This window comes from Citrobacter sp. MGH110, assembly GCF_001037515.1.
GTDB lineage: Bacteria > Pseudomonadota > Gammaproteobacteria > Enterobacterales > Enterobacteriaceae > Citrobacter > Citrobacter portucalensis.
In genome coordinates this window covers 2,549,075-2,573,164 of the sequence record NZ_KQ089830.1, presented here as the reverse complement: position 1 = coordinate 2,573,164, position 24,090 = coordinate 2,549,075, and the positions used below count along the sequence as shown (strand labels likewise).

Annotated in this window: 25 protein-coding genes; 19 read left to right on the top strand and 6 right to left on the bottom strand. The window is 49.3% G+C overall.

Annotated features, from left to right (window positions below):
- Window positions 1–19 precede the first annotated feature (19 nt).
- The gene (gene iprA, locus SK38_RS12245; protein WP_003830944.1) at window positions 20–643 is read left to right on the top strand and encodes a hydrogen peroxide resistance inhibitor IprA; all 624 of its coding nucleotides are present in this window, start codon (window positions 20–22) and stop codon (window positions 641–643) included.
- A 1-nt stretch (window position 644) separates the two neighbouring features.
- Here the strand turns inward: iprA and ampH are convergent, their stop codons facing one another.
- Entirely contained in the window at window positions 645–1,802 is a 1,158-nt protein-coding gene (gene ampH, locus SK38_RS12240) for a D-alanyl-D-alanine-carboxypeptidase/endopeptidase AmpH (protein WP_003830945.1), read from the bottom strand.
- Window positions 1,803–2,186: 384 nt separating this feature from the next.
- Between ampH and sbmA the strand changes: the two genes are divergently transcribed.
- Entirely contained in the window at window positions 2,187–3,407 is a 1,221-nt protein-coding gene (gene sbmA, locus SK38_RS12235; RefSeq protein ID WP_003021430.1) for a peptide antibiotic transporter SbmA, read from the top strand.
- A 15-nt stretch (window positions 3,408–3,422) separates the two neighbouring features.
- Entirely contained in the window at window positions 3,423–4,526 is a 1,104-nt protein-coding gene (locus SK38_RS12230) for a DUF1615 domain-containing protein (RefSeq protein WP_008783898.1), read from the top strand.
- Here SK38_RS12230 and SK38_RS12225 read toward each other — a convergent pair.
- On the bottom strand, window positions 4,511–4,834 hold the full coding sequence (locus tag SK38_RS12225; RefSeq protein WP_048235991.1) for a DUF2755 family protein: 324 nt from the start codon (window positions 4,832–4,834) through the stop codon (window positions 4,511–4,513). The genes SK38_RS12230 and SK38_RS12225 overlap by 16 nt on opposite strands.
- Before the next feature lie 264 nt (window positions 4,835–5,098).
- Between SK38_RS12225 and SK38_RS12220 the strand changes: the two genes are divergently transcribed.
- Window positions 5,099–5,317: a DUF2754 domain-containing protein gene (locus tag SK38_RS12220; RefSeq protein WP_003830949.1), complete on the top strand. Its 219-nt coding sequence runs from the start codon at window positions 5,099–5,101 to the stop codon at window positions 5,315–5,317.
- A 23-nt stretch (window positions 5,318–5,340) separates the two neighbouring features.
- On the opposite strand, the gene ddlA is transcribed toward SK38_RS12220, so the two are convergent.
- Entirely contained in the window at window positions 5,341–6,435 is a 1,095-nt protein-coding gene (gene ddlA / locus SK38_RS12215; protein WP_032944316.1) for a D-alanine--D-alanine ligase, read from the bottom strand.
- A gap of 301 nt (window positions 6,436–6,736) precedes the next feature.
- On the opposite strand from ddlA, the gene SK38_RS12210 reads away from it, so the two are divergent.
- From SK38_RS12210 to adrA, 5 genes are all read left to right on the top strand, one after another.
- Window positions 6,737–7,933 carry a multidrug efflux MFS transporter gene (locus tag SK38_RS12210; RefSeq protein WP_048226321.1) on the top strand — a complete coding sequence of 399 codons (1,197 nt, stop codon included), beginning with the start codon at window positions 6,737–6,739 and terminating at the stop codon, window positions 7,931–7,933.
- A 248-nt stretch (window positions 7,934–8,181) separates the two neighbouring features.
- Entirely contained in the window at window positions 8,182–8,424 is a 243-nt protein-coding gene (locus tag SK38_RS12205; RefSeq protein WP_048235990.1) for a sigma-S stabilization anti-adapter protein IraP, read from the top strand.
- 104 nt (window positions 8,425–8,528) lie between these two features.
- Window positions 8,529–9,944, top strand: coding sequence for an alkaline phosphatase (gene phoA / locus SK38_RS12200; protein ID WP_048235989.1), 1,416 nt, complete (start codon window positions 8,529–8,531; stop codon window positions 9,942–9,944).
- 97 nt (window positions 9,945–10,041) lie between these two features.
- Window positions 10,042–10,362, top strand: coding sequence for a phosphate starvation-inducible protein PsiF (gene psiF / locus SK38_RS12195; protein WP_003830956.1), 321 nt, complete (start codon window positions 10,042–10,044; stop codon window positions 10,360–10,362).
- Window positions 10,363–10,453: 91 nt separating this feature from the next.
- Complete coding sequence (gene adrA / locus SK38_RS12190; protein ID WP_095533161.1) at window positions 10,454–11,569, top strand: diguanylate cyclase AdrA; 1,116 nt, start codon at window positions 10,454–10,456, stop codon at window positions 11,567–11,569.
- Window positions 11,570–11,586: 17 nt separating this feature from the next.
- On the opposite strand, the gene proC is transcribed toward adrA, so the two are convergent.
- On the bottom strand, window positions 11,587–12,396 hold the full coding sequence (proC, locus tag SK38_RS12185) for a pyrroline-5-carboxylate reductase (protein WP_003021462.1): 810 nt from the start codon (window positions 12,394–12,396) through the stop codon (window positions 11,587–11,589).
- Between the two features lie 273 nt (window positions 12,397–12,669).
- Between proC and SK38_RS12180 the strand changes: the two genes are divergently transcribed.
- From SK38_RS12180 to ppnP, 5 genes are all read left to right on the top strand, one after another.
- Window positions 12,670–13,125: a YaiI/YqxD family protein gene (locus SK38_RS12180; protein WP_008783909.1), complete on the top strand. Its 456-nt coding sequence runs from the start codon at window positions 12,670–12,672 to the stop codon at window positions 13,123–13,125.
- A 186-nt stretch (window positions 13,126–13,311) separates the two neighbouring features.
- Window positions 13,312–13,857, top strand: coding sequence for a shikimate kinase AroL (gene aroL, locus SK38_RS12175; RefSeq protein ID WP_008783910.1), 546 nt, complete (start codon window positions 13,312–13,314; stop codon window positions 13,855–13,857).
- Between the two features lie 26 nt (window positions 13,858–13,883).
- Window positions 13,884–14,075, top strand: a complete 192-nt coding sequence (gene yaiA, locus SK38_RS12170; RefSeq protein ID WP_003021472.1) for a protein YaiA — start codon at window positions 13,884–13,886, stop codon at window positions 14,073–14,075.
- A 246-nt stretch (window positions 14,076–14,321) separates the two neighbouring features.
- Window positions 14,322–14,999, top strand: coding sequence for an AroM family protein (locus SK38_RS12165; protein WP_003830963.1), 678 nt, complete (start codon window positions 14,322–14,324; stop codon window positions 14,997–14,999).
- A 71-nt stretch (window positions 15,000–15,070) separates the two neighbouring features.
- Window positions 15,071–15,355 carry a pyrimidine/purine nucleoside phosphorylase gene (ppnP, locus tag SK38_RS12160; protein ID WP_003021477.1) on the top strand — a complete coding sequence of 95 codons (285 nt, stop codon included), beginning with the start codon at window positions 15,071–15,073 and terminating at the stop codon, window positions 15,353–15,355.
- A gap of 50 nt (window positions 15,356–15,405) precedes the next feature.
- On the opposite strand, the gene rdgC is transcribed toward ppnP, so the two are convergent.
- Complete coding sequence (gene rdgC / locus SK38_RS12155; RefSeq protein ID WP_003021479.1) at window positions 15,406–16,317, bottom strand: recombination-associated protein RdgC; 912 nt, start codon at window positions 16,315–16,317, stop codon at window positions 15,406–15,408.
- A gap of 91 nt (window positions 16,318–16,408) precedes the next feature.
- Between rdgC and mak the strand changes: the two genes are divergently transcribed.
- Window positions 16,409–17,317, top strand: a complete 909-nt coding sequence (gene mak, locus SK38_RS12150; protein ID WP_048235988.1) for a fructokinase — start codon at window positions 16,409–16,411, stop codon at window positions 17,315–17,317.
- A 27-nt stretch (window positions 17,318–17,344) separates the two neighbouring features.
- Here the strand turns inward: mak and araJ are convergent, their stop codons facing one another.
- Entirely contained in the window at window positions 17,345–18,517 is a 1,173-nt protein-coding gene (gene araJ / locus SK38_RS12145; RefSeq protein ID WP_048235987.1) for an MFS transporter AraJ, read from the bottom strand.
- Between the two features lie 549 nt (window positions 18,518–19,066).
- On the opposite strand from araJ, the gene SK38_RS12140 reads away from it, so the two are divergent.
- The 4 genes from SK38_RS12140 (at window position 19,067) to SK38_RS12125 (ending at window position 24,012) form a co-directional block, all read left to right on the top strand.
- Window positions 19,067–19,624, top strand: a complete 558-nt coding sequence (locus tag SK38_RS12140) for a fimbrial protein (protein WP_048235986.1) — start codon at window positions 19,067–19,069, stop codon at window positions 19,622–19,624.
- Window positions 19,625–19,724: 100 nt separating this feature from the next.
- On the top strand, window positions 19,725–20,447 hold the full coding sequence (locus SK38_RS12135) for a fimbrial biogenesis chaperone (RefSeq protein WP_231587315.1): 723 nt from the start codon (window positions 19,725–19,727) through the stop codon (window positions 20,445–20,447).
- A 26-nt stretch (window positions 20,448–20,473) separates the two neighbouring features.
- A complete protein-coding gene (locus tag SK38_RS12130) occupies window positions 20,474–22,999 on the top strand; it encodes a fimbria/pilus outer membrane usher protein (protein WP_053069340.1) in 2,526 nt (841 codons plus the stop codon).
- Between the two features lie 14 nt (window positions 23,000–23,013).
- Window positions 23,014–24,012: a fimbrial protein gene (locus tag SK38_RS12125; RefSeq protein WP_048235984.1), complete on the top strand. Its 999-nt coding sequence runs from the start codon at window positions 23,014–23,016 to the stop codon at window positions 24,010–24,012.
- Window positions 24,013–24,090: the final 78 nt, after the last annotated feature.

Sequence of the window (24,090 nt, the reverse complement as noted above, 5' to 3'; positions counted from 1 at the left end):
TATTGCAAGGGATGCCCAAATGTTGTCTGCAAATAAACCGCTTGTGGAATTTGGTAAGCTTGATAAATGTTTGTCAAAATATGGCAAACACTTTGAGTGTGATAACGATAAAGAAATAATTTATTCCAGTGATATAAACAGTGACGATACCTTTATCATTTTAAATGGTGTAATTTCCCTGAGGCGAGGGGAGAATGTGCTGGTCGGTATTGCGCAGGCACCGTTTATTATGGGGCTTTCAGATGGTGTGATAAAAACAGATATACAATACAGATTAATCACGGAAAGCGATTGTACGGGATACCATCTACCCGCCTCGCAAACAATTAATATAATTGAAGAGTGCCAGCTTTGGCGTGAAGCTTTTTGTTGGTTGGCATGGCAAAACTCCATGCTTGAATTACGCGATCTGCAGTTGATCGGCAACAACTCCTACGATCAGATCCGCGCGACATTGATCTCTATGACGAAATGGGATGAAGCCCTTCGTTCACGCATCGGCGTTATGAACTATATTCATCAACGCACACGAATTTCACGCTCGGTTGTCGCTGAGGTTCTCGCAGCATTGCGTAAAGGCGGTTACATTGAAATGAATAAAGGCAAACTGGTGTGCATTAACCGTTTGCCTTTTGAGTATTGAATCAGGATGCAGGAATGACCTGTGGCTTGTACCCGCTCAATTCTGCAACCAGTTCGTTGATACCGTCGCTCATATTGGTAAAACGGGTTAGCGGAGAGCGCGTCACTACGACAAATGCCCCAACGTTTTGCTGTGGGATCATCGCCATATAGGTAATGAAGCCACCGCCGCCACCGGTTTTTTGAATAATTCCCGGTCTGCCATTCTTCGGCGCCATGTAGACCCAGCCCAAACCAAGCGCATCGGCTCTGCCTGGAACGTCCATTCCCACCACTTTAGTTAACTGCGTACGCTGGTAAATCAGCGTCTGCATCCGGTCGGCCTGCTGGCTACGATGATAAAAGTCAGAAGAAAGATACTGCTGCATCCAGCGCATCATATCGCCAGGCGTTGAATAGACGCCGCCGCTGCCCATCGCTGCCAGCGTATTGTTACAAGGACTGGCACCTTTTTCCGCGACCATCAGGCGTCGGCACTGATCGGGAGATGGCGTAAAGGTGGTGTCTTTCATCCCCAGCGGACGGGTGATTTTTTCTTCAAACAGCTGCGGATAAGGCTTACCTGACGCGGTACCCAGCGCATCGGCCAGCAGATCAAACGCCAGGTTGGAATAAGAAGCCTGCGATCCTGGTGCGGCTTTAAGCGTAGCCGTTGAGAGATAGCTCCAGCGCTGCTCGCGGGTTGGCCAGACAAACACCGGGCGCTTGGCCGCGCCGCCTGGCTGTTCGCGCGGCAGTGCGCTGGTATGTGTCGCCAGATTCACCAGCGTAATTGGTGTTCCTTGATAAGTGGGTACGCGTGCGCCAGGAGGTGCATATTTACTCAATGGATCGTTGAGTTTGACCGTGCCCTGATCGAGTAATTTCACCAGCATTTCGCTGGTCATTAATTTGGTAATTGAGGCAATGCGGATTACGGAATCCAGTTGCGGGTGAACATTATTGCCGGGGCGTGTTTCACCAAAACTGCGAAATACACGCTGATTACCATCAATCACCACGAGCGCCATCCCCGTAGCACCACTGCCGTAAAATATATGGTCGGCATAACGATCAACGATATCAGAGGCGAAGACCGGATCGGTTATAGGCTGTGCCGCCTGGACAGATGTCAATGACGCCGCACACAGCGCGGCAGAAAAAAGCAGACTACGTTTCAACGGTGGTGTCCATGAGTTAGAGAAAGTGAAAAAGGATGTCGTGCGTATGCGTATTTATACTACTCATCGGCGTATTGCAAAGCGCTTATCAACCAATGATAGTGGGAAAAACGTAACGATGAGTAAACACAGGAGTTTCCTGGATTGCGGATGTTCGCTTTTGTGATCTCACGCTGTGATAATCTGCACATACTGGAACGTTGTCGAGTGTGAAAACCACAGAAACAATTCTTCATAACCGAGGTGCGAACTAAGTGCCTCGTTTTTGGTCACAATTGTCGGTTTCAGCTTGTGTTTTTGGGCGTAAGCCGTCTGGCCTCCGCACTCTACGGTGGCAAATGCACAGCAGTCGTCATAACGATAAGAAGTTAGCAGGAGAGCACTATGTTTAAGTCTTTTTTCCCAAAGCCGGGGCCGTTCTTTATTTCGGCATTTATTTGGGCACTGGTCGCCGTTGTATTCTGGCAAGCAGGTGGGGGAGCCTGGGTTGCACATATTACCGGCGCGTCGGGAGACGTACCTATTAGCGCAGCGCGTTTTTGGTCGTTGGATTACCTGATTTTTTATGCGTACTACATTCTTTGTGTCGGGGTGTTCGCGCTGTTCTGGTTTCTCTACAGTCCACACCGCTGGCAGTACTGGTCTATTCTGGGCACATCGCTGATTATTTTTGTGACCTGGTTTCTGGTTGAAGTCGGCGTCGCCGTCAACGCCTGGTATGCGCCATTTTATGACCTGATTCAAACTGCGCTCAGCGCACCACACAAGGTGAAGATTGAGCAGTTCTATCATGAAGTGGGCATTTTTCTCGGTATTGCGCTGATAGCCGTAGTCATTGGCGTGATGAACAACTTCTTCGTCAGCCACTATGTGTTCCGCTGGCGTACCGCGATGAACGAACACTATATGGCGCACTGGCAGCATTTGCGTCACATCGAAGGCGCAGCGCAGCGTGTGCAGGAAGACACCATGCGTTTTGCTTCTACGCTGGAAGATATGGGCGTCAGCTTTATCAACGCAATTATGACGCTGATTGCCTTCCTGCCTGTACTGGTTACGCTCTCTGCCCATGTTCCTGACCTGCCGATTGTTGGACATGTGCCTTATGGCCTGGTGATTGCCGCGATTGTCTGGTCGCTGATGGGAACCGGTTTGCTGGCCGTGGTCGGGATAAAACTTCCTGGGCTGGAGTTTAAAAACCAGCGCGTGGAAGCGGCCTATCGTAAAGAATTGGTCTATGGCGAAGATGATGGCAACCGTGCGACGCCACCGACGGTGCGTGAACTTTTCCATGCGGTACGGCAAAACTACTTCCGTCTCTATTTTCACTATATGTACTTCAATATTGCCCGTATTCTTTACCTGCAGGTTGATAACGTTTTCGGCTTGTTCCTGCTGTTTCCGTCGATTGTTGCCGGTACGATTACGCTCGGCCTGATGACGCAAATCACTAACGTGTTTGGCCAGGTGCGCGGCTCGTTCCAGTATCTGATTAACTCCTGGACAACGTTAGTAGAACTGATGTCTATTTATAAGCGTCTGCGCAGCTTTGAACGAGAGCTTGATGGTCAGGATATTCAGGAAGTTACCCATACGCTGAGTTAATAATAAGGAGATGTTATGTCGACGGTTTCCCGTCTTTACCCCTTGTCTGGTCTGGCAGCACTGGTGCTGGTGGGATGCAGTAGTCAACCCGCGCAGCCGCTAAAAAAAGGGGAGAAAGCCGTCGATGTGGCGAGCGTGGTGCGCCAGAAAATGCCCGCCAGCGTGAAAGACCGGGACGCATGGGCGCAGGATTTGGCAAAGACCTTTGAAAGCCAGAAGCTGGCACCAACGGTTGAAAATATCTGTTCGGTGCTGGCGGTTGCGCAGCAGGAGTCAAACTTCCAGGCCGATCCGGCTGTTCCTGGTTTAAGCAAAATAGCCTGGAAAGAGATTGACCGTCGCGCAGAACGCATGCATATCCCGCTGTTTGTCGTGCATACCGCGCTAAAGATTAACTCGCCAACGGGGAAAAGCTACAGCGAGCGTCTGGATACGGTGAAGACGGAAAAACAGCTTAGCGCCATCTTTGATGATTTCATCAACATGGTGCCGATGGGGCAGACATTGTTCGGATCGCTTAATCCGGTACATACCGGTGGTCCAATGCAGGTCAGTATCGCGTTTGCTGAGCAGCACACCAGCGGGTATCCGTGGAAAATGGCGGGGACGGTACGTCAGGAAGTGTTTAGCCGCCGTGGTGGGTTATGGTTCGGTACGTATCATCTGCTCAACTACCCGGCGAATTACAGTGCGCCAATCTTCCGTTTCGCCGATTTTAATGCCGGGTGGTATGCGAGCCGCAATGCAGCTTTCCAGAATGCGGTCAGTAAAGCCAGCGGAGTGAAGCTGGCGATGGACGGGGATTTGATTCTCTATGGCAGCAGTGAGCCGGGCAAAACGGAGCTGGCGGTACGTAAACTGGCCGGGAAGCTAGGGATGAGCGAGAGTGAGATCCGCCAGCAGCTGCAAAAAGGTGACAGCCTGGCCTTTGAAAAAACCGCATTGTACGAAAAGGTTTATAAGCTGGCGGAGGCGAAGACCGGGAAAACGTTACCCCGTGAAATGCTGCCGGGCATTCAACTGGAAAGCCCGAAGATCACGCGTAATCTGACTACTGCGTGGTTTGCTAAACGGGTGGACGATCGTCGGGCGAAGTGTATGAATCAGTCATCTTTATGATGACGGTGACGCCAGCGCATGACCGCCGCTATGACGCCAAGAATCAGGCTTCCGGCCAGGAAGGGGATCAGTCCAAAGAGGGTACCGACGCCTAAACCGATTTCAACCCGCGGGCGTCCTGTCTCCTGCATTTGCAGCTGCATCAGTTCTTCATAGATGCCGGGCGCGTGAGCCAACAGATTTAAAATCTGTGCACCCGCCCAGAAGCAAAACAGCACAAATACGGCATACGCAATGTTGCCGGGCAGGGAGGAGGGATCCCGATACTTGCCCTTAAACAGGGATTTTGAGAGCGTAAAATCAGCCATAAAGACCTCCGGAAATAACCTGCTTTTTTTGACGTAATGCCTGGAACTGAGAGTGAGTCTGACAGGTGATCGGCAATGTCAATATCAGAATGATGGTAATTTCAGGTAGAGATTATTCCTGGATTTCGGTTTTTTGTTGGCGGTCACAATTATGTAACCTTAAGTTAAATTGAGTTACATTTAAGAAATTCCGCACAGGCCACAGACGCCCTCGGGGAAATGTGCGAGGATGCCTCCCTGTGTTGTATTTTCACCGGAGCTGTTATGAACCTGCCTGTAAAAATCCGCCGAGACTGGCACTACTATGCCTTCGCTATTGGGCTTATCTTTATTCTGAATGGCGTGGTGGGGTTATTAGGTTTTGAAGCGCAGGGATGGCAAACTTATGCGGTGGGGCTGGTGACCTGGGTGATTAGCTTTTGGCTGGCCGGATTAATCATCCGTCGCCGCGTTGAAGATGATGAAGCAAAGGATGCCCAATAGCTCTATCAGGCATCCTGACGGGTTTACATACTGGTTTTCAGCGCGCTATCCGCAGCATGGCGTTCCAGCGCCAGTTCGATCAGGCGAGTGATCAAATCGGTATAGCCTAAACCGCTCGCCTGCCACAGCTTCGGATACATACTGATGTTGGTAAAGCCAGGCAGCGTGTTGATCTCATTGATCACAACGTCGTTTTCAGCAGTTAAGAAGACGTCCACGCGCGCCATGCCGGCACAGCCCAGAGTCTGGTAGGCCTGAATGGCGATTTCGCGGATCTTATCGTTAATCTCTGGCGCAATTGCTGCCGGAACGACAACTTTGGCACCGTTATCGTCAATGTATTTAGTGTCGTAAGCGTAAAAATCGCTGTTCAGCACGATCTCACCACAGGTACTGGCCTGCGGATGATCGTTGCCCAGTACCGCACATTCGATCTCGCGGCCTTTGATCCCTTGCTCCACAACGACTTTATGATCGAATTCAAATGCCAGCGCGACGGCCTGATCGTATTGGGCTTCGCTGGTTACTTTACTGACGCCAACGGACGATCCCTGGTTGGCCGGTTTTACAAACAGCGGCAGACCCAGGCGGGATTCCACTTCACTAAAGCTGATGCTGTTGCGATTCGCGCGAGTGAGCGTAATAAATGGCGCGATATTTAACCCGGCATCACGCAGCAGACGTTTGGTCACGTCTTTATCCATACAGGCAGCAGAACCCAGCACATCAGAACCGACAAACGGCAGGTTCGCCACGCGCAGCATGCCCTGCAGAGAGCCATCTTCACCCAAAGTACCGTGTACGATCGGGAAAATAACATCGACCGTCGGCAGCGGTTGACCGTTTTGTGCATCGATCAACTGGTGCTCTTGTTTACCCGGTACCTGCGCCAGGCTGGTCTCAGAAGGTCGCAACGCAATATGCGCCGGATCGTTTGAATTGAGCAGATAGTTACTGGCATCGCTGACGTGCCATTGCCCTTGTTTATCAATACCTAACAGCACAACGTCAAAGCGAGTCTTGTCGATGGCATCGACAATATTTTTTGCCGATTGCAATGACACTTCATGTTCCGCTGATTTACCACCAAATACGATTCCTACCCGCAACTTTGCCATCTTAAAAACCCATTCCATGAATGCAAAGCACATACATTACCACGACAAAACGCAGGTTTCCTCGGCTTCTGGCAGATTGTTTTGGCGAATGACAGGGGATTAGAAGGGGACATACACGCAGATCGCGCGGGAAGCACAATCCCCTGTTTATATTATGGGTTTGATGTGAGCTATATCACAAATATGATGAGCGGGAAGATAAAATCCTAAACTGTGATTTATCGCACCTGTAGACCCTTATTCGGCTAAGTAATTTGTTAAGCTGCTCGCAGTTTTCAGCTAATTATCGTTATGAGTCCTTATGGAATCCTGGAGAGTTAACCTTATTTCCGTTTGGTTCGGGTGTTTTTTTACCGGACTGGCGATTAGCCAAATCTTGCCTTTTTTACCACTCTATATCTCCCAACTGGGCGTGACCTCGCATGAAGCGCTATCAATGTGGTCCGGATTAACGTTCAGCGTCACCTTTCTGATTTCAGCCATTGTTTCTCCGATGTGGGGCAGTCTGGCCGACCGCAAAGGACGCAAGCTGATGCTGCTGCGGGCCTCACTGGGGATGGCCATTGCGATTTTGCTACAGGCATTTGCCACTAACGTCTGGCAGCTTTTTCTGCTGCGCGGGGTGATGGGGTTAACCTCCGGCTATATTCCTAATGCGATGGCGCTGGTTGCGTCCCAGGTTCCACGCGAGCGCAGCGGCTGGGCGCTGAGTACGCTCTCTACGGCGCAAATCAGCGGCGTCATTGGCGGACCGCTGATGGGAGGCTTTATCGCCGATCATGTTGGCTTACGGGCGGTATTCTGTATTACCGCCGCCTTGCTGGTGGTGAGTTTTCTGGTCACACTGTTCTTGATAAAAGAGGGCGTTCGCCCGACGATTAAAAAAAGCGAACGTCTGAGTGGGAAGGCTGTGTTTGCCTCGCTTTCGCATCCAGCGTTGGTGATCAGCCTGTTTTTTACCACCATGGTGATTCAACTGTGTAACGGCTCAATTGGGCCTATTCTGGCGCTGTTTATTAAATCAATGGTCCCGGACAGTTCGAATATTGCTTTTCTCAGTGGGCTGATAGCCTCAGTACCGGGCATTTCTGCTCTGATTTCCGCGCCCCGACTTGGTAAATTAGGCGACCGTATTGGTACTGAGCGGATTTTAATGGCGACGTTAATCTTCGCGGTGGTGCTGTTTTTTGCCATGTCGTGGGTTACCACGCCGTTGCAGTTGGGAATTCTACGTTTTCTGCTCGGCTTTGCTGATGGTGCGATGTTGCCGGCGGTGCAGACGCTGTTGGTGAAATACTCCAGCGACCAGATAACCGGACGCATCTTTGGCTATAACCAGTCATTTATGTACCTTGGCAACGTCGCAGGGCCATTGATGGGGGCAACGGTTTCGGCAATGGCGGGGTTCCGTTGGGTGTTCATTGCTACAGCAAGCATTGTGCTTATCAATATCTGGCAACTGGCTATCGCGTTGCGACGTCGGCGCGAGGCTCGTTGAGGTCCTGATTAACAACGCTGCTTGTCAGCGTTGTTAATCCATAATTGTGTATTATATATTTGTGTGATTATTAATTTTCTTACCTTTTTATATTGAATCATCCTGCTTCAGGACTCATTTTCCCTTATTTTGTGTTGTGATTGTTTTCGCAAATCGTTTTATTTCTTATAAAAATACAACTTTCATCCTCTAGGCAGTCGTGAGCCTTAATGATAACGTGACCCATATTTTGTTAAGGGAATAGGCAAATGAAAAACCTCGTCACTGAGTTGTTACTTAAGCTCGCGCAAAAAGAAGAAGAATCGCAAGATCTGGCGGCACAGGTCGAAACGTTAGAGCGGGTAATCATCGAAATGCTGCGCAATATGGCGTGGAACGATCGGCAAATATTTATTCGTCAAATTGAGGGGGCGCTGGCTGGCGGAAACCACATGCCCGCGTTTCTGACGAACATACATAATGCTGGCGAGTGCGTACCAAAAGCGTTGTGATCCATCTGTGGTGGGGTAACCACAAATTATCATAAAAGTGTCACATCAAATACTTATAGTCGCTTTGTTTTAATTTTACCGTATTTATACATGGAGAATATAAAGTGAAACAAAGCGCTCTGGCTATTGCCCTGTTACCTTTGCTGTTTACCCCGGTTATTAATGCAGAAACATCTACTGTAGCGGTTATGGATAATCGTGCTGCTCAGGGAGATATCACCACGCCGGGTGGCGCTCGCCGATTGTCTGCCGATCAAACGGCAGCTCTGCGCGAATCCCTGAACGATAAACCGGCCAAAAATATAATTTTACTGATTGGCGATGGGATGGGCGACTCCGAAATAACGGCAGCGCGAAATTATGCTGAAGGCGCGGGCGGCTTTTTTAAAGGTATTGATGCTTTACCGTTGACCGGACAATACACACATTATGCGTTGGATAAGAAAACGGGCAAGCCCGATTATGTGACAGATTCAGCAGCATCTGCGACAGCATGGACAACCGGCGTGAAGACCTATAACGGGGCGCTGGGTGTGGATATTCATGAAAAAGATCACACCACGATTCTGGAAATGGCCAAAGCGGCAGGTCTGGCGACAGGCAACGTTTCCACGGCTGAATTGCAGGATGCCACGCCGGCCGCACTGGTTGCCCATGTCACTTCGCGTAAATGCTATGGTCCGAGCGTGACGGCTGAAAAATGCCCGACGAACGCGCTGGAAAAAGGCGGTAAAGGGTCAATTACCGAACAATTATTGAATGCTCGTGCGGATGTTACGTTAGGCGGCGGGGCAAAGACTTTTACTGAAACCGCTACGGCAGGTGAGTGGCAGGGTAAAACGCTGCGAGAACAAGCCCAGGCCCGTGGTTACCAGATGGTGAGTGATGCCGCGACGCTGGCGGCTGTTAGCGAAGCGAATCAGGATAAACCGCTGTTGGGTCTGTTCTCAGACGGTAATATGCCAGTGCGTTGGGAAGGGCCGAAAGCGTCTTATCACGGCAACCTGGATAAGCCGGTAGTGACCTGTACGCCAAATCCAAAACGTAACGACAGCGTGCCAACGCTGGCGCAGATGACGGATAAAGCGATTGAGCTGTTAAGCAAAAATGAGAAAGGTTTCTTCCTGCAAGTAGAAGGCGCGTCGATCGATAAACAAGATCACGCCGCTAACCCGTGTGGACAAATTGGTGAAACGGTCGATCTGGATGAAGCGGTGCAGCGTGCACTTGCCTTTGCGAAGAAAGATGGCAACACCCTGGTTGTGGTAACCGCTGACCACGCGCATGCCAGCCAGATTGTCGCACCGGATACTAAAGCACCCGGTTTAACGCAGGCGCTGAACACTAAAGATGGCGCGGTGATGGTCATCAGCTATGGCAACTCTGAAGAAGAGTCCCAGGAGCACACCGGCAGCCAACTGCGTATTGCAGCCTATGGCCCTCATGCGGCGAATGTGGTTGGCCTGACCGATCAAACCGATCTGTTTTACACTATGAAAGCGGCGTTAGGACTGAATTAAGCTGACACCCGACGGCAATACTTTTGCCGTCGGGTGGTATTTTTATCGTTAGCAGCCAAACTTACCTGTGTGTCGTCGTTCAGAAAAGGATGGTGCTATGAAAATTACATTATTAATGACGTTACTCTTTGGCCTTATTTTTTTAACTACCGTCGGTGCTGCCGAGAAGACGTTAACCCCGCAACAACAGCGTATGACCACCTGCAATCAGCAGGCCACGGCGCAGACCTTAAAAGGGGATGCGCGTAAGACCTATATGAGTGATTGCCTGAAAAACAGTAAATCTGCGCCTGAGGAAAAGAGCCTGACGCCGCAGCAGCAGAAAATGCGTGAATGCAACGTCAAGGCGACGGAGCAGTCTCTGAAAGGCGATGATCGTAATAAGTTTATGAGCGCTTGCCTGAAAAAATCTGCTTAGCACTTCCGGGTGAGCAGGTAAAATCGCTCACCCGAAATATCATACTTCCGCCACCAGACCCCTTCCTATAATTTGGGAAATTTGTTTCAGAATATTCCCAAATACGATGAATGATGAAAACTTTTATCAAAAGAAGGTCGTCCCGAATGAAGCATTTATATTGCTTCATCAAAATGACCACCAACGTTCCGGTCTGCGATTTGCCCGACGAATCAGGCTGCCGCGAGCGGTGGGACTGGGGGGAATGTTTTTCCCTATCGCGTCGGTATTAGTTTCTCAGCCAATAACCGGAGGCTGGTGGCTTTTGCTGGTGGGATGGGCGTTTGTCTGGCCGCATCTGGCATGGCAATTGGCAAGTAAAGCTATCGATCCACTGCATAGCGAATATACCAACTTAAAAGCCGATGCCATCCTCGCCGGGATGTGGATGGGGATTATGGGGATAAACTTGCTGCCATCCACGGCGCTGTTGATGATTATCTGTATCAACCTGATGGGCGCAGGGGGTATGCGTGTCTTCATCGCAGGCGCCGTGTTGATGGTGGTTTCCTGCCTGGTGACGTTACAGTTAACGGATATTCCCGTGGCTTTTAGCAGTACGCAACTGAGTGTGCTGCTGTCGCTGCCGGTGTTAGTGGTTTACCCGTTGCTATTTGCCTGGGTGAGTTACCAGACGCTCATCAGGCTGGCAGAACATAAACGTCGCTTACAGGTTATGAGTACGCGAGATGGGATGACCGGGGTTTATAACCGACGTCATTGGGAACTGTTGCTGCGGAATGAATTTGATAATTGCCGCCGCCATCAGCGTGATGCCACGCTCCTTATCATCGATATCGACCATTTTAAGAGTATCAATGATACCTGGGGCCATGACGTCGGGGATCAGGCCATTGTTGCACTGACCCGCCAGTTACAGATGACCTTACGCGGTAGCGATGTGATTGGTCGCTTTGGCGGTGATGAGTTTGCGGTAATCATGTGTGGCACGTCAGCGAGCAGCGCGATTGCAGCGATGTCTCGTGTTCACGAACGGCTTACCCAACTGCGTTTATCTTGCGCGCCGCAGGTTGACCTGCGCATTAGCGTGGGCGTTGCGCCGCTGACGTCTGAAACTGAACACTATCGAGAATGGTTAAAATCAGCAGATATGGCTCTCTACAAAGCAAAGAATTCCGGACGTAACCGCACTGAAGCGGCGGCCTGACGTCCGGCGGTGTTAACTCAGGAGCGGCTGAGTTTTTCCGACTGCTCCATGCACTTAATCATCGCTTCAATCACCGATGAACGGAAACCGCGTTCTTCCAGGACGCGTACCGCCTCAATGGTGGTTCCACCTGGCGAGCACACCATATCCTTCAATTCGCCAGGATGTTTACCCGTTTCCAGAACCATCTTCGCCGAACCCATTACCGCTTGTGCTGCAAATTTATAAGCCTGTGCGCGGGGCATCCCCCCCTGAACGGCGGCATCTGCCATCGCTTCGATAAACATAAATACATAGGCCGGTGCTGAACCGCTGACGCCAACGACCGGATGAATCATTGCCTCCGCAATGACTTCAGCTTCGCCAAAGCAGCGGAAGATATTGAGCACGTCGGCCGTATCTTCCGGCGTGACTAAGGCGTTTGGCGTGACGGAGGTCATTCCGGCGTTCACCAGCGATGGCGTGTTTGGCATCGCGCGAATGATTTTACGGTCATGACCCAGCGCGCGGGCAAGCTGATCGAGGGTAACACCGGCGGCAATCGAGACGACAAGGGAATCTTTGTTCAGGCTGGAGGTAATTTCGCTCAGCACCTTAATCATGATGCCTGGTTTTACGGCCCCAAAAACAATATCAGCGATCTGCGCGACTTCTTGTGCAGACTGCGCCGCATTAATGCCGTACTGGTCGTGTAGCGCGGCGACCTTATCGGGGGAAGGGGTGTAGACCCAGATTTGTCCGGGGAGAACCTGACCGCTGGCGATCATGCCGCCAAGAATGGCTTTGCCCATATTACCGCAGCCGATAAAACCAATTTTCTTGTCCATCTTGTCACTCCCTATGGATGATATTCATTGTTTTATACCCGTCATACTTCAAGTTGCATGTGCGTTGGCTGCGTTCGCTCACCCGAATTACTTACCAGAGTAAGCTCATCGGGACTCACTCTCTTGCCGCCTGCCTGCAACCCGAATTATTTAGGGTAAATCTGGGAAAGCTAAGCTTAGCGCGGAATGAATATGTTCAGAAGGAGAAACAGCACTTTGCCTGAAAGTAAAAGCACGCGACAATGTGCGACAGCACACCAGTGGGGAGAAGTTATGACAATATGGGTGGATGCCGATGCGTGTCCGAATGTGATTAAAGACATTTTGTACCGCGCCTCTGAGCGCATGCAAATGCCGCTTGTTTTGGTGGCCAACCAAAGCCTGCGCGTCCCGCCTTCGCGTTTCATCAGCACATTACGTGTGCCTGCGGGCTTTGACGTGGCTGATAACGAGATTGTGCGTCAGTGCAGCGCCGGTGATTTAGTGATAACGGCAGATATTCCGCTGGCGGCTGAAGTGATTGAAAAAGGTGCGGCGGCGCTTAACCCGCGCGGCGAACGCTATACCGAAGCGACGATCCGTGAGCGTCTGATGATGCGTGATTTTATGGATACACTGCGAGCCAGCGGTATCCAGACCGGGGGGCCGGACAGCCTTTCGCCCCGCGACAGACAGCATTTTGCGGCTGAACTGGATAAGTGGTGGCTGGAAGTTCAGCGTAGAAAATAGGGTGTGTAATTTATTATTTACACTTTATTCATTGTGAATTCTTGTTATAGTAGGGGTTAACTCATCTCGCCATTCTTTCTGTAATTTTTTCTTTACAGTTTTGGCGATGTACTAGTTTGATGATATGATTATATTTTTAACCGCATCAGATCCCGCTTGTTGGCGGCTCTCTGGGGAAATTCTGTGATGACGCAACCTCTTTTTCTTGTTGGCCCCCGGGGGTGTGGTAAGACGACAACCGGTATGGCGCTGGCAAAGGCTATTGATTTCCAGTTCGTTGATACCGATCGCTGGTTGCAATCGCACGTGCAAATGACCGTGGCGGAAATCGTCGAAAGAGAAGGATGGGAAGGGTTTCGTGCCCAGGAAACGACCGCTCTGCAGGCTGTCACCGCTCCTGCCACGGTTGTTGCGACCGGCGGCGGTATCATTCTTACCGAATTTAATCGTCATTACATGCGCAGCCACGGCGTGGTTATCTATCTAAGCGCACCGGTATCGGTACTGGTTGATCGTCTGGAGGCCACGCCTGAAGAAGGATTACGACCGACTCTAACCGGCAAACCGTTGACCGAAGAGGTTCAGGAAGTGCTCGCCCAGCGTGATGTTCTGTATCGTGAGGCTGCGCACTATATCGTTGATGCCACCAATCCGCCTTCGCAGGTAGTGGAAGACATTCTTGGGATACTGGCGCAGGCAGCGCCACGGTTGCAGGGCGGTGTCTATACTTAATGTTCATCCAGTGAAAAGGAAGAACTATGCCGACACAACCACCTTACCCACGTCAAGCGACCATTGTTACGGTTGAAAAAGGGACGCCAGGCCAGACGGTAACCTGGTATCAACTTCGTGCCGACCACCCTAAACCGAATTCGTTGATCAGTGAGCATCCTTCAGCTCAGGAAGCGATGGATGCTAAAAAACGCTACGAAGACCCCGATAAAACCTGATATGAAGACCGCTCTGGCACGAGTCTTAAAAGTGCCAGTCCGGGCGTACATCACATTATTTTAAATTTCGCCGTATACAGTAAAAATTGAAAATTAAACAATAACAATCCAGTACTGGAATGATCTGGAATCTTTACACAATACACCGCCGATCTACTGCTACGCTTTTGAGCATTTGTAGCACAGGTCAGCGCCCGGCACTTATCCGGGATTTCACAGCAAAGTAAGAAGACGGTGGAGCAACAAATGAGTACGTCGTTGGCTATCCTCACGATTGGCGTTGTGCCGATGTGTGAGATGTTACCGCTCCTGACGGAATATATTGATGAACAGCACATTACTCACCACAGTCTGCTGGGGCAGATGCAGCGAGAAGATGTGATGGCTGAGTACGGAGCTTCACCCGGTGACGAGCTGTTATTAACGCTGCTTAGCGACCACCAACTTGCTCATGTCTCACGTCAGAAAGTGGAACGCTCGCTGCAAAGCATTGTGGAAGTTCTCGATAATCAGGGATTTGATGTGATCCTGCTGATGAGTACCGCCTCAATTACCCGTCTGACCGCCCGCAATAGTATCTTGTTGGAACCTATACGCATTATTCCCCCGTTAGTGGCTTCGATTGTCGAAGGGCATCAGGTTGGGGTCATTGTACCTGTTGCTGAATTGCTCAAAGCCCAGACACAAAAGTGGCAGGTGTTACAAACTCCGCCAGTGTACGCCGTGGCGAATCCAGTAGAAGGTTCTGAACAACAGCTGATTGATGCCGGGAAATATCTCCTTGAGCAAGGTGCTGATGTTCTTATGCTGGACTGCCTGGGGTTTCATCAACGTCATCGTGATTTACTGCAAAAGTCGCTGGATGTCCCGGTTCTGCTGTCCAATGTGTTGATTGCCCGACTGGCTTCGGAATTGCTGGCGTAATTTTGCGTGACAGGTGGAACGTCAGCCCCCTATATTGGTTCCTAACTTAATCACGAGATAGGGCCAGTTGTATGCTTCAAAGTAATGAATACTTTTCCGGCAAAGTAAAATCGATCGGTTTTACCAGCAGCAGTACTGGCCGCGCCAGTGTAGGCGTGATGGCTGAAGGTGAATATACCTTTGGTACTGCGGCACCTGAAGAGATGACGGTAGTTAGTGGCGCACTGAACGTGCTGCTGCCAGGGGAAACCGAGTGGAAAGTGTATGCCGCAGGAGACGTGTTTAACGTACCGGGCAACAGCGAGTTTCATCTGCAGGTAGCAGAGCCAACATCCTATCTTTGCCGTTACCTGTAAGCGTAAAAATGACGAATGGCGATATTGAGTCGCCATTCGCTAAACACGGCTTAACGTTGTGCTTCGCCGCCTAATCCTTCCACCAGACTTTTAATCAGCGCCGCCAGTTCACCTGTCATCAGGATGAAATCGGCATCAAAACGCTGAGCATAATCTTCGCGGTCGATATCTTCATTCTGATCGCGCAGTTCGTCGCTGAACTTCAGGCGCTTAATGGAGCCGTCGTCACACATAACGAACTGAATGCGCTGCTGCCAGTCGAGGGCCAGCTTAGTGACCAGTTTGCCCGCTTCGATATGCACGGCGATTTCGTCGCAGACCAGATCCTGTTTTTTCGCGCGGATCACACCGCCGTCTTCAAGGATCGCTTTCAGTTCAGCTTCATCCAGCAGTTGGAAGCCCTGCGCCGTGGTGCCGGAGCGAACCCATTCGGTCAGCGTCAGCTCAATAGGGTTTTCCATCGTCAGCGGAACGACCGGCAGCGAACCGAGACTCTTACGCAGCAGCGCCAGCGTATCTTCGGCTTTTTTCGCGCTCGCACAATCAACCATGATCAGATCGTTGACGGTATCGATCCACATCATTGTCTGGCTGAAGCGGCTAAAGGCGCGCGGCAGCAATGAGTGTAGAACTTCATCTTTCAGCGAGTCTTTTTCGGTCTTCTTAAGTTTGCGACCTTGCTCAGCTTCCAGTTTGAATATTTTGGCTTCCAGCGCCTGTTTGATAACCGGCGACGGCAGAATTTTTTCTTCTTTGCGGGCGCAGATAATAATTTGGCCATTGGCGGTATGCGTTAATGCATCGCTGTGCGATCCCATCGGCGGAACCCAGCCCATTTTTGCCATATCCTGGCTACCGCAAGGGGTGAACGTCATTGATGCCAGCTGTTTTTCCATCTCTTCGGCACGCAAAGAAACATCGCGGCTAAGACGGTAAACCATTAAATTTTTGAACCACAGCATGATAATTTCCACGGCCTTGTCGTTAAATCCAGCGGGCATGATAGCGAATTGTCGCTATGCTTGCATTGTTAATCGGGAAGAGGAGCAAACAGTGCGTATAGGTATCGATTTGGGCGGTACGAAAACGGAAGTTATTGCGCTTGGCGAGGTGGGCGAACAGCTTTTTCGCCATCGCCTGCCCACGCCGCGTGATGATTATCGGCAAACGATAGAAACCATCGCCACGCTGGTGGAGATGGCGGAAAACGCCACCGGGCAGACGGGAACCGTGGGAATGGGCATTCCAGGTTCAATCTCGCCTTACACCGGGGTGGTAAAGAATGCCAACTCGACCTGGCTTAACGGACAACCTTTTGACAAAGACCTGAGTTCGCGTCTGAATCGTGAAGTGCGGTTGGCAAATGATGCCAACTGTCTGGCGGTTTCAGAAGCGGTGGATGGTGCGGCGGCCGGGGCGCAAACCGTGTTTGCGGTGATTATCGGCACCGGATGTGGCGCAGGCGTGGCACTGAATGGTCGGGCGCACACGGGTGGTAACGGTACCGCGGGCGAGTGGGGGCATAATCCGCTGCCATGGATGGACGAAGATGAGCTGCTGTTCCGACAGGAAGTCCCCTGTTATTGCGGTAAACAAGGCTGCATTGAAACCTTCATTTCCGGGACCGGCTTTGCCACCGACTACCAGCGTCTGAGCGGTAAGCAGCTCAAAGGCAATGAAATTATCAGTCTTGTTACTGCGCAGGATGCTCTTGCGGAGCAGGCGTTGAGCCGCTATGAGCGTCGTCTGGCGAAATCACTGGCACATGTGGTGAATATTCTCGATCCGGACGTCATTGTGCTGGGGGGCGGAATGAGTAATGTCGACCGACTGTATCAAAACGTTCCGACGTTGATTAAGCAGTTTGTCTTTGGCGGCGAATGCGAAACGCCTCTACGCAAGGCGCTACACGGGGATTCCAGCGGTGTACGCGGTGCGGCCTGGCTGTGGCCGCAGGAGTAAGGTTCGCGTAGCCGGGTAGCGCAGATGCTATCCGGCAGCGTGTGTCATCTGGGGTACTGCGCGCTTCAGGCGACCGTACAGCAACAGTGACGACATCGCAGAAAACGACAGCAGTGCCGCCGGCAGCGTCACGTAGTTGTAGGCAAAGCCCAGCGTCAGCATCATGCCACCGCTGTAGGCGCCAATCGCGCTGCCGAGGTTAAAGGCAATTTGCCCGCCAGCCGCACCCAGCAGCTCCCCTCCTTTAGCATTTTGCAGCAATAAAATTTGCAGCGGTGCCGACAGGGCAAACAGGCCCGCGCAGCAAATAAAGGCGAAGGTCAGCGACGCGGCTTTGATCCCGCCAAAGGCAAAGAGTAACAGCAGAGCCAGCACAATCACGAAGTCGGTTATCACCGCAATGCGCAGCGGCGTATAGCGACCAGACAGCCGACCGCTCAGCAGATTTCCCAACACCATTCCTAATCCTACCAGCATCATGATGAAGGTCATCAGCGCTTCGGAAAAGCCGGAGATGAACATCATGTATGGTTTGACATAGCTGAACCAGGCGAAAACCCCGGCGTTACCAAACATGGTGGCGGAGAAAATGAGCCACGGGGCGGGGCTTTTCAAAAAGTGAAATTGTTCGCGCAGGTTTCCTTTTGCTTCATCGCTGATGTTGGGCACCCAAAAAGCGACCGAGACCATCACGGCGATATTAAAGACGGCAATCAGCAGGAACGTATAGCGCCAGCTAAATTCCTGACTCAGCCAGGTGCCGATGGGAATGCCAACCAGATTGGCAACGGTCATACCCGAAATCATGCCCGCGACAGCGGCAGTGACTTTTCCCGGGCGGGCGAGCTTCGACAGGATAATTGCGCCAACGCCAAAAAATGCGCCGTGCGGGAAGCCTGAAACCAGCCTACCCACCGCCAGCATAAAATACGAGGAGGAGAGGGTGAAAATGGCGTTGCCAATCACACACAGCGTGACCAGAAACAGCAGAATATGCTTGAGCGAAAAGCGGCTGGAAAAGAGTGCAATAATGGGCGCGCCAAGCACCACGCCAAAAGCGTAAAACGAAATCATATGGCCAGCGGCAGGAATGGAAATTCCCACGTCCCGCGCCAATTCGGTGAGTACACCCATGATGCCAAATTCGGCCATGCCCAGCCCAAACGTCCCCAAGGCTAAAGAGAAAATGACTTTTTTCATACCACCTGTCATACACAGCAACAACAGCTAAGTAGGGCTAATGCTATCATATTTGTGAAGTCTGAACGAACGATTGCAATTATTCTTGAAAGCAATTATTTGCATGTTAGATGCCGATAACATACGGACTCGGAATTGTAGTCTTTTCAATATATAAAATACACTAAAATAATGTTTTATTGATGGGCGGTTTCTGGTTGGGAATGGGTTGTTGTATTCATAACGAATATGAATCGATAGTGATTTATTTTTTATATATAAAATGCATAGCTATAAATTATTTAAATATTGTTTTTCTTTGTGTGATTAATTTATTTTAACTTGCTGTTTTATAATGGTATTGTTTTTTGTCTTTGTGCTATTGATGAAATAAAAATCATATTATATTATATATGCCGACCACAATATCCATTGGGTTAGAACGCATAAGATTCTATCTTTCGGACCTCTTCTGAGGACTGTTTTGGATTTTTATATGCAAAAGTCTTTGGCGGGAATTTCAGAGGCAGCATTCGAAAGATAATAAAATTTATTATAGGGAAATTTCACATGAAAAAGAAAGTACTCCTTTCTGCCTCTTTGTTGCTTGTTGCAGCTATCAATGTTGCGCATGCGGCAGATTTAACTGATGACCAGGGCACCGTCACTTTTACCGGTACTATTATTAACCCGCCTTGCCAGGTTGAGACAAACAGCGAAGATGTTCAGGTACCCTTTACCCCGCTGGGGACGAACGCCTTTGCTGGTATTGGCGAAGAAGCGTCTCAGGTTCAGCCGTTTGCAATTAAACTGACTAAGTGCCCGGAAAATACTGTGGTAAACCTGACCTTTGCAGGTGATACCGCAACGGAAAATACGCAGCTGAAAGCGCTTACTGGCGGCGTTGATACCGGTGTTGGCATTGTGGTTTATGGCGCTGATGCCAGCAATGATAAAGTCGTTTTTAACGACGAAGCGAACTCTGCTTTTGCTCAAACGACCGGGGCAAGCGAAGAAAATGACCTGACGTTTAACTTCACATCAAAAGTTGTGGCAACCGTTGATCCGGCGAGTATCAAAGGCGGCGAGTTTGCCGCAACCACAACCTATACCATTTACTATCCATAAGGGATGTAGAGTGGGTGTGACGTAAGTTCAGACAGGATATGCCATAGGATAATCAGGGTATGTCCTGTAATTCTTTTCGAGATTTAGCCATAAGGGATGAATGATGAATCTCAACATTTCTGGTTTGCTGTTTTCAGCAATATTCATTCTTTTTCAAAACACTGCTTTGGCAGGGGTGCAAATTAGCAATACACGTATTATTTATCCTGGAGATGTGGATGAAGTTCAGGCAACGGTAAAAAACACGGGTAATGGTAATCAGCTTGTTCAGGCATGGGTTGATAACTTCGATAAGAATGATAAAAGTAAGCCTCCTCTTATTATTACTCCTCCGTTATTTAAACTTATTGGCGGACAGACGAATATCCTGCATTTTATCTCAGTCGATAAAAATGGCATCCTGGCAAAAGATCGTGAACAAATTTTTTGGGCTAATATCAAGTCTATCGAAGCGACGCCTAAAGTGTTAGTTCAACAAAGTAAGCTACAATTGGCTACCCGCAGTCGTATTAAGCTGATATGGCGACCAAAAGGATTAAATAAAAGCGACGCGCAAGAAGCATACAAAAGTCTGATATTTTCTGTTTCAGGTGGACGTTTGGCTGTGGATAACCCGACGGCATATTATATTTCTTTGCATAACATGACCGTTGACGGCAAAGAGGTAAAGCCGCCGAAAGATACGCTTTCCGCTGTGTCTATGATGATTTCACCCTATTCAAAAATGATCTATTCCCTACCGGGTGGGAACGCTAAGTCTGTTCGGTGGAGCGCAATCGACGACTACGGTAATGCCACTTCCGAACAGGAAAAGTCACTTTAAATTTGGCGGATAAGGATATCCACAATATGCGGCCTATCAATAATTATCATGAAATACTCTCATTGAAATTATCAGCTATTGCCACCGCGTTGATGTTGTGTAGTCCGTTTTGTATCGCTGAATCACAAGTTGCTGATGATGAGTTTAATATTGATGCGCTACGTTTTGATTCCCCAATAGACAGCGCAGAGACGATCCGTACTTTTTTAGACGATAATGCACTTGCACCAGGCGTCTACCTCAGTTCTGTTTATTTTAATAATCATTTTGTTGAAAAAAAGAATGTGACGTATGTGCTTAATGAAGCCCATACCGCACTCATTCCCGTGTTAAAAAAATCAGAACTGGCCGCCTATGGCGTCAATGTCAGCAAAATGCCATTGATGAAAACGATGTCTGATGACGCCACGGTTGATGATATCGGACGTTACATTGAAGAGGCTTCCTGGACTTTCTCCACTCAGCAACAACGGCTGGATATTCGTGTTCCGCAAGTTGCTGTTAATCAGGAAGTGCAGGGGTATATCGACCCTGATAATTGGGATGATGGGATACCTGCTGCCCTGTTGGGTTATTACTATAGCGGCTCTAAAACACACTACAGCTCTCAGGGCTCGTCGACACAAAATTACCTGAGCTTAAACAGTGGACTGAATGTAGGGCCGTGGCGCATACGAAACAATGGAAATTACCAAAGCGGAGATGGTTGGGAAAACATTTCGACGTATATTCAGCGGGATATAAAGCGCCTGCGTAGCCAACTGACGCTCGGCGATAGCTCTACTGCGGGAGATATTTTTGACAGCCTTCCGATTCGTGGTATTCGTCTGCAAACAGATACCGCTATGCTGCCCTATAGCCAACAAGGGTTTGCGCCGGTGATCCGGGGGATTGCGAAAAGCGATGCTAAGGTGACCATTAAGCAAAATGGCTACACCCTCTATCAAACCTATGTTAGCGCAGGGGCGTTTGAAATTACGGATGTACCGCAGGTATCTTCCGGCAGTGATTTCGATATAACAATCACGGAGGCTGATGGGAGTGAGCGTAGATTCGTTCAGACGTCGTCTTCTTTACCTATCATGCAGCGACAGGGGGCATTGCAATATAGCGTTGCCGCCGGGCATTACCAAAATAATGATACATCAGAGGATCCTAATCTGGTCGAAGCGCAACTTATCTATGGGTTGCCTTATGGTTTTACCGTGTATAGCGGCGTGTTGGGCAGTGATTTTTATCGTTCCGCGGCATTAGGTTTTGGTATCGATCTTCATGATTTTGGCGCGTTTTCGTTTGATGCCACAACGGCCAGAAGCGAAGTGGCTGATAACGTCTGGCAGGGGATGTCTTATCGTGCCCAGTATGCGAAGAATATCGATACGACCAACACCAATCTTACGCTTGCGAGTTATCGTTACTCTACCCGTAATTTTTATACGTTTACGGAAACGTTAAATAACCGAACTAACGATATTGATGACGACAGTTTTTATGCTTATCGCAATACCAATAACCGTCGTAGCCGCTTTCAGGTAAATATCAGCCAGAGCCTGAATGAGCTAGGTTCTTTCTATATCTCCGGTTATCAGCAAGATTACTGGGGACTGGCGGGATATGAGCGCACGGTTTCTGTCGGTTATAACCAGAACTGGGAACGGATCCGATTTATGCTCAACTATTCGTTGACGCAAACGCCAACCTCACATCGTGATGAGCAGGTTTCATTTACTGTCAGTATTCCCTTAGATAAATGGTTACCCAGTGCCTGGGCGAATTATACTTATACAGATAACCGTCATCGTAGTCAGCAACATCTGATTGGGATCAGTGGTACTGCATTGCAGGATGATAACCTCAATTATAATCTCCAGCAGTCCTGGGGGAATAATGGAATGGGGGAGAACGGAAGTATGAATGCCACCTGGCAAGGCTCTTTTGGCTCTGTTTCTGGTGGGTACAATTATGACAACAACAGCCGGCAAGTGAATTATAAGTTACAAGGTGGGATTATCGGCCATGCTGGCGGGATTACCTTAGCACAGTCGCTACCTGAAACGGTGACCTTAGTCGATGCCGACGATGAACCTGATATTAAAGTAGAAAACAGTACCGGTGTATATACTGATTCCTATGGCTACGCCGTCATTCCATATGCCTCACCCTATCGAACGAATAACATTATATTGAATACGGCAAGTAACCCTCAGGTTGATATTGCGGAACCCGTCAAACAGGTGATTCCTTCGCGTGGTGCGGTCACACTGGCAACATTTTCTGCACGCACCGGTATACGTGTTTTGTTATCGCTACAACATAATGGAAATAACGTTCCTTTCGGCGCGCTTGCGGCATTGACAGGAGAAAACGAAAAAAATTATGCCAGTATCGTGGGTGATAACGGACAGGTTTATTTAACCGGTGTATCGGCAGGCGATCGCGTTATGGTGAAGTGGGGTGAGAAAGCAACACAGCAGTGTACCGCGCAGATTGCTATTCCTGCCGATGAACTTACCAACAAAGCCGTTGCTATATTAGCGGCAGAGTGTAAATAAAGGTGAAAGTGATAATGATATCCTTCATTAGGTATGTGATTGTATTTTTTGTACTAAACTGGTCAGTGGTAAGTTATGCTTCATGTTATTATAAAAATGATACGACAGCTGCAACCTATACGGTCACCGTTCCGACTATTAACGCTCAGCGCGATGTCCCTGCAGGAACTGTCCTATGGGATAGCGGTTATCTTAGTGCTCCAAATCAATCGGATATATTTTGTAATGGGGTGCACCCAATCTATCGTGGATATGATGACTCATCATTGACGCTGGTAAATGGTGTTGAAGAATATGTTTATCAGACGAATAACCCAGGTATTGGGATTAAAATTTGGTGGTTGTCTGTTGATAGTGGCAAAAGCTACTCACCAAGTGATGCCCGTATTTTTTATTCTCCGGCAAAGGCCGAAGGTAATAAAACATGTAAGGGGTGTGAATACACAAATGTATCGGCAATGTTTGAGGTGCGATTAATCTCAACCGGGCAACCTATTACAGATACTCCCTTGCAATTATCACGATTTAGTGCTTCCAGAATATATGAATCCGCCGCTCAACTTCATATTAACTTTACCGATGCAGATGTGGTGGTTAACAGTGCCAGTTGTGTGCTTAATAGTAAGAATATTTCTGTTAATTTGGGGCGTTACTTTAAAACTGTCAGTCTGAATAACCCGGGTGATACTGGTGATGCGGTTGATTTTAAAATTGATTTGACGTGCGATCAGGATACCAATGTCAATGTATTATTTTCTGGTACAACGGCAGCAGGCGATAGCACTATTCTGACATTAAATGATCTTGATTCTCCGACGTCTGCGCAAGGTATCGGTGTGCAAATTTTATATAACGATCGGTTAGTGAATTTTGGCGAGCTCCTGTCCACGATAAAAAATGGTGTAGAAGGGAGCGTCGCTCTGCCGTTTAAAGCACACGTCATACGTTTAAATGAAAACTTGCGGGCCGGCGAAATCAACGCCACGGCGACCTTTGATATGATTTACCGCTAGCGGTTGTTTTTTAAGCGTAAGAATAATATGCAGGAAATGATATTGCCGATCTTGTCGGCAATATCAATACGTCGAAAA

Excerpts from the sequence above, each read along its gene's own strand:
- iprA (WP_003830944.1), top strand. The coding sequence starts at position 20 with ATGTTGTCTGCAAATAAACCGCTTGTGGAATTTGGTAAGCTTGATAAA.
- sbmA (WP_003021430.1), top strand. The coding sequence starts at position 2,187 with ATGTTTAAGTCTTTTTTCCCAAAGCCGGGGCCGTTCTTTATTTCGGCA.
- SK38_RS12230 (WP_008783898.1), top strand. The coding sequence starts at position 3,423 with ATGTCGACGGTTTCCCGTCTTTACCCCTTGTCTGGTCTGGCAGCACTG.
- SK38_RS12225 (WP_048235991.1), bottom strand. The coding sequence starts at position 4,834 with ATGGCTGATTTTACGCTCTCAAAATCCCTGTTTAAGGGCAAGTATCGG.
- SK38_RS12220 (WP_003830949.1), top strand. The coding sequence starts at position 5,099 with ATGAACCTGCCTGTAAAAATCCGCCGAGACTGGCACTACTATGCCTTC.
- ddlA (WP_032944316.1), bottom strand. The coding sequence starts at position 6,435 with ATGGCAAAGTTGCGGGTAGGAATCGTATTTGGTGGTAAATCAGCGGAA.
- SK38_RS12210 (WP_048226321.1), top strand. The coding sequence starts at position 6,737 with ATGGAATCCTGGAGAGTTAACCTTATTTCCGTTTGGTTCGGGTGTTTT.
- SK38_RS12205 (WP_048235990.1), top strand. The coding sequence starts at position 8,182 with ATGAAAAACCTCGTCACTGAGTTGTTACTTAAGCTCGCGCAAAAAGAA.
- psiF (WP_003830956.1), top strand. The coding sequence starts at position 10,042 with ATGAAAATTACATTATTAATGACGTTACTCTTTGGCCTTATTTTTTTA.
- proC (WP_003021462.1), bottom strand. The coding sequence starts at position 12,396 with ATGGACAAGAAAATTGGTTTTATCGGCTGCGGTAATATGGGCAAAGCC.
- SK38_RS12180 (WP_008783909.1), top strand. The coding sequence starts at position 12,670 with ATGACAATATGGGTGGATGCCGATGCGTGTCCGAATGTGATTAAAGAC.
- aroL (WP_008783910.1), top strand. The coding sequence starts at position 13,312 with ATGACGCAACCTCTTTTTCTTGTTGGCCCCCGGGGGTGTGGTAAGACG.
- yaiA (WP_003021472.1), top strand. The coding sequence starts at position 13,884 with ATGCCGACACAACCACCTTACCCACGTCAAGCGACCATTGTTACGGTT.
- SK38_RS12165 (WP_003830963.1), top strand. The coding sequence starts at position 14,322 with ATGAGTACGTCGTTGGCTATCCTCACGATTGGCGTTGTGCCGATGTGT.
- ppnP (WP_003021477.1), top strand. The coding sequence starts at position 15,071 with ATGCTTCAAAGTAATGAATACTTTTCCGGCAAAGTAAAATCGATCGGT.
- rdgC (WP_003021479.1), bottom strand. The coding sequence starts at position 16,317 with ATGCTGTGGTTCAAAAATTTAATGGTTTACCGTCTTAGCCGCGATGTT.
- araJ (WP_048235987.1), bottom strand. The coding sequence starts at position 18,517 with ATGAAAAAAGTCATTTTCTCTTTAGCCTTGGGGACGTTTGGGCTGGGC.
- SK38_RS12140 (WP_048235986.1), top strand. The coding sequence starts at position 19,067 with ATGAAAAAGAAAGTACTCCTTTCTGCCTCTTTGTTGCTTGTTGCAGCT.
- SK38_RS12135 (WP_231587315.1), top strand. The coding sequence starts at position 19,725 with ATGATGAATCTCAACATTTCTGGTTTGCTGTTTTCAGCAATATTCATT.
- SK38_RS12130 (WP_053069340.1), top strand. The coding sequence starts at position 20,474 with ATGCGGCCTATCAATAATTATCATGAAATACTCTCATTGAAATTATCA.
- SK38_RS12125 (WP_048235984.1), top strand. The coding sequence starts at position 23,014 with ATGATATCCTTCATTAGGTATGTGATTGTATTTTTTGTACTAAACTGG.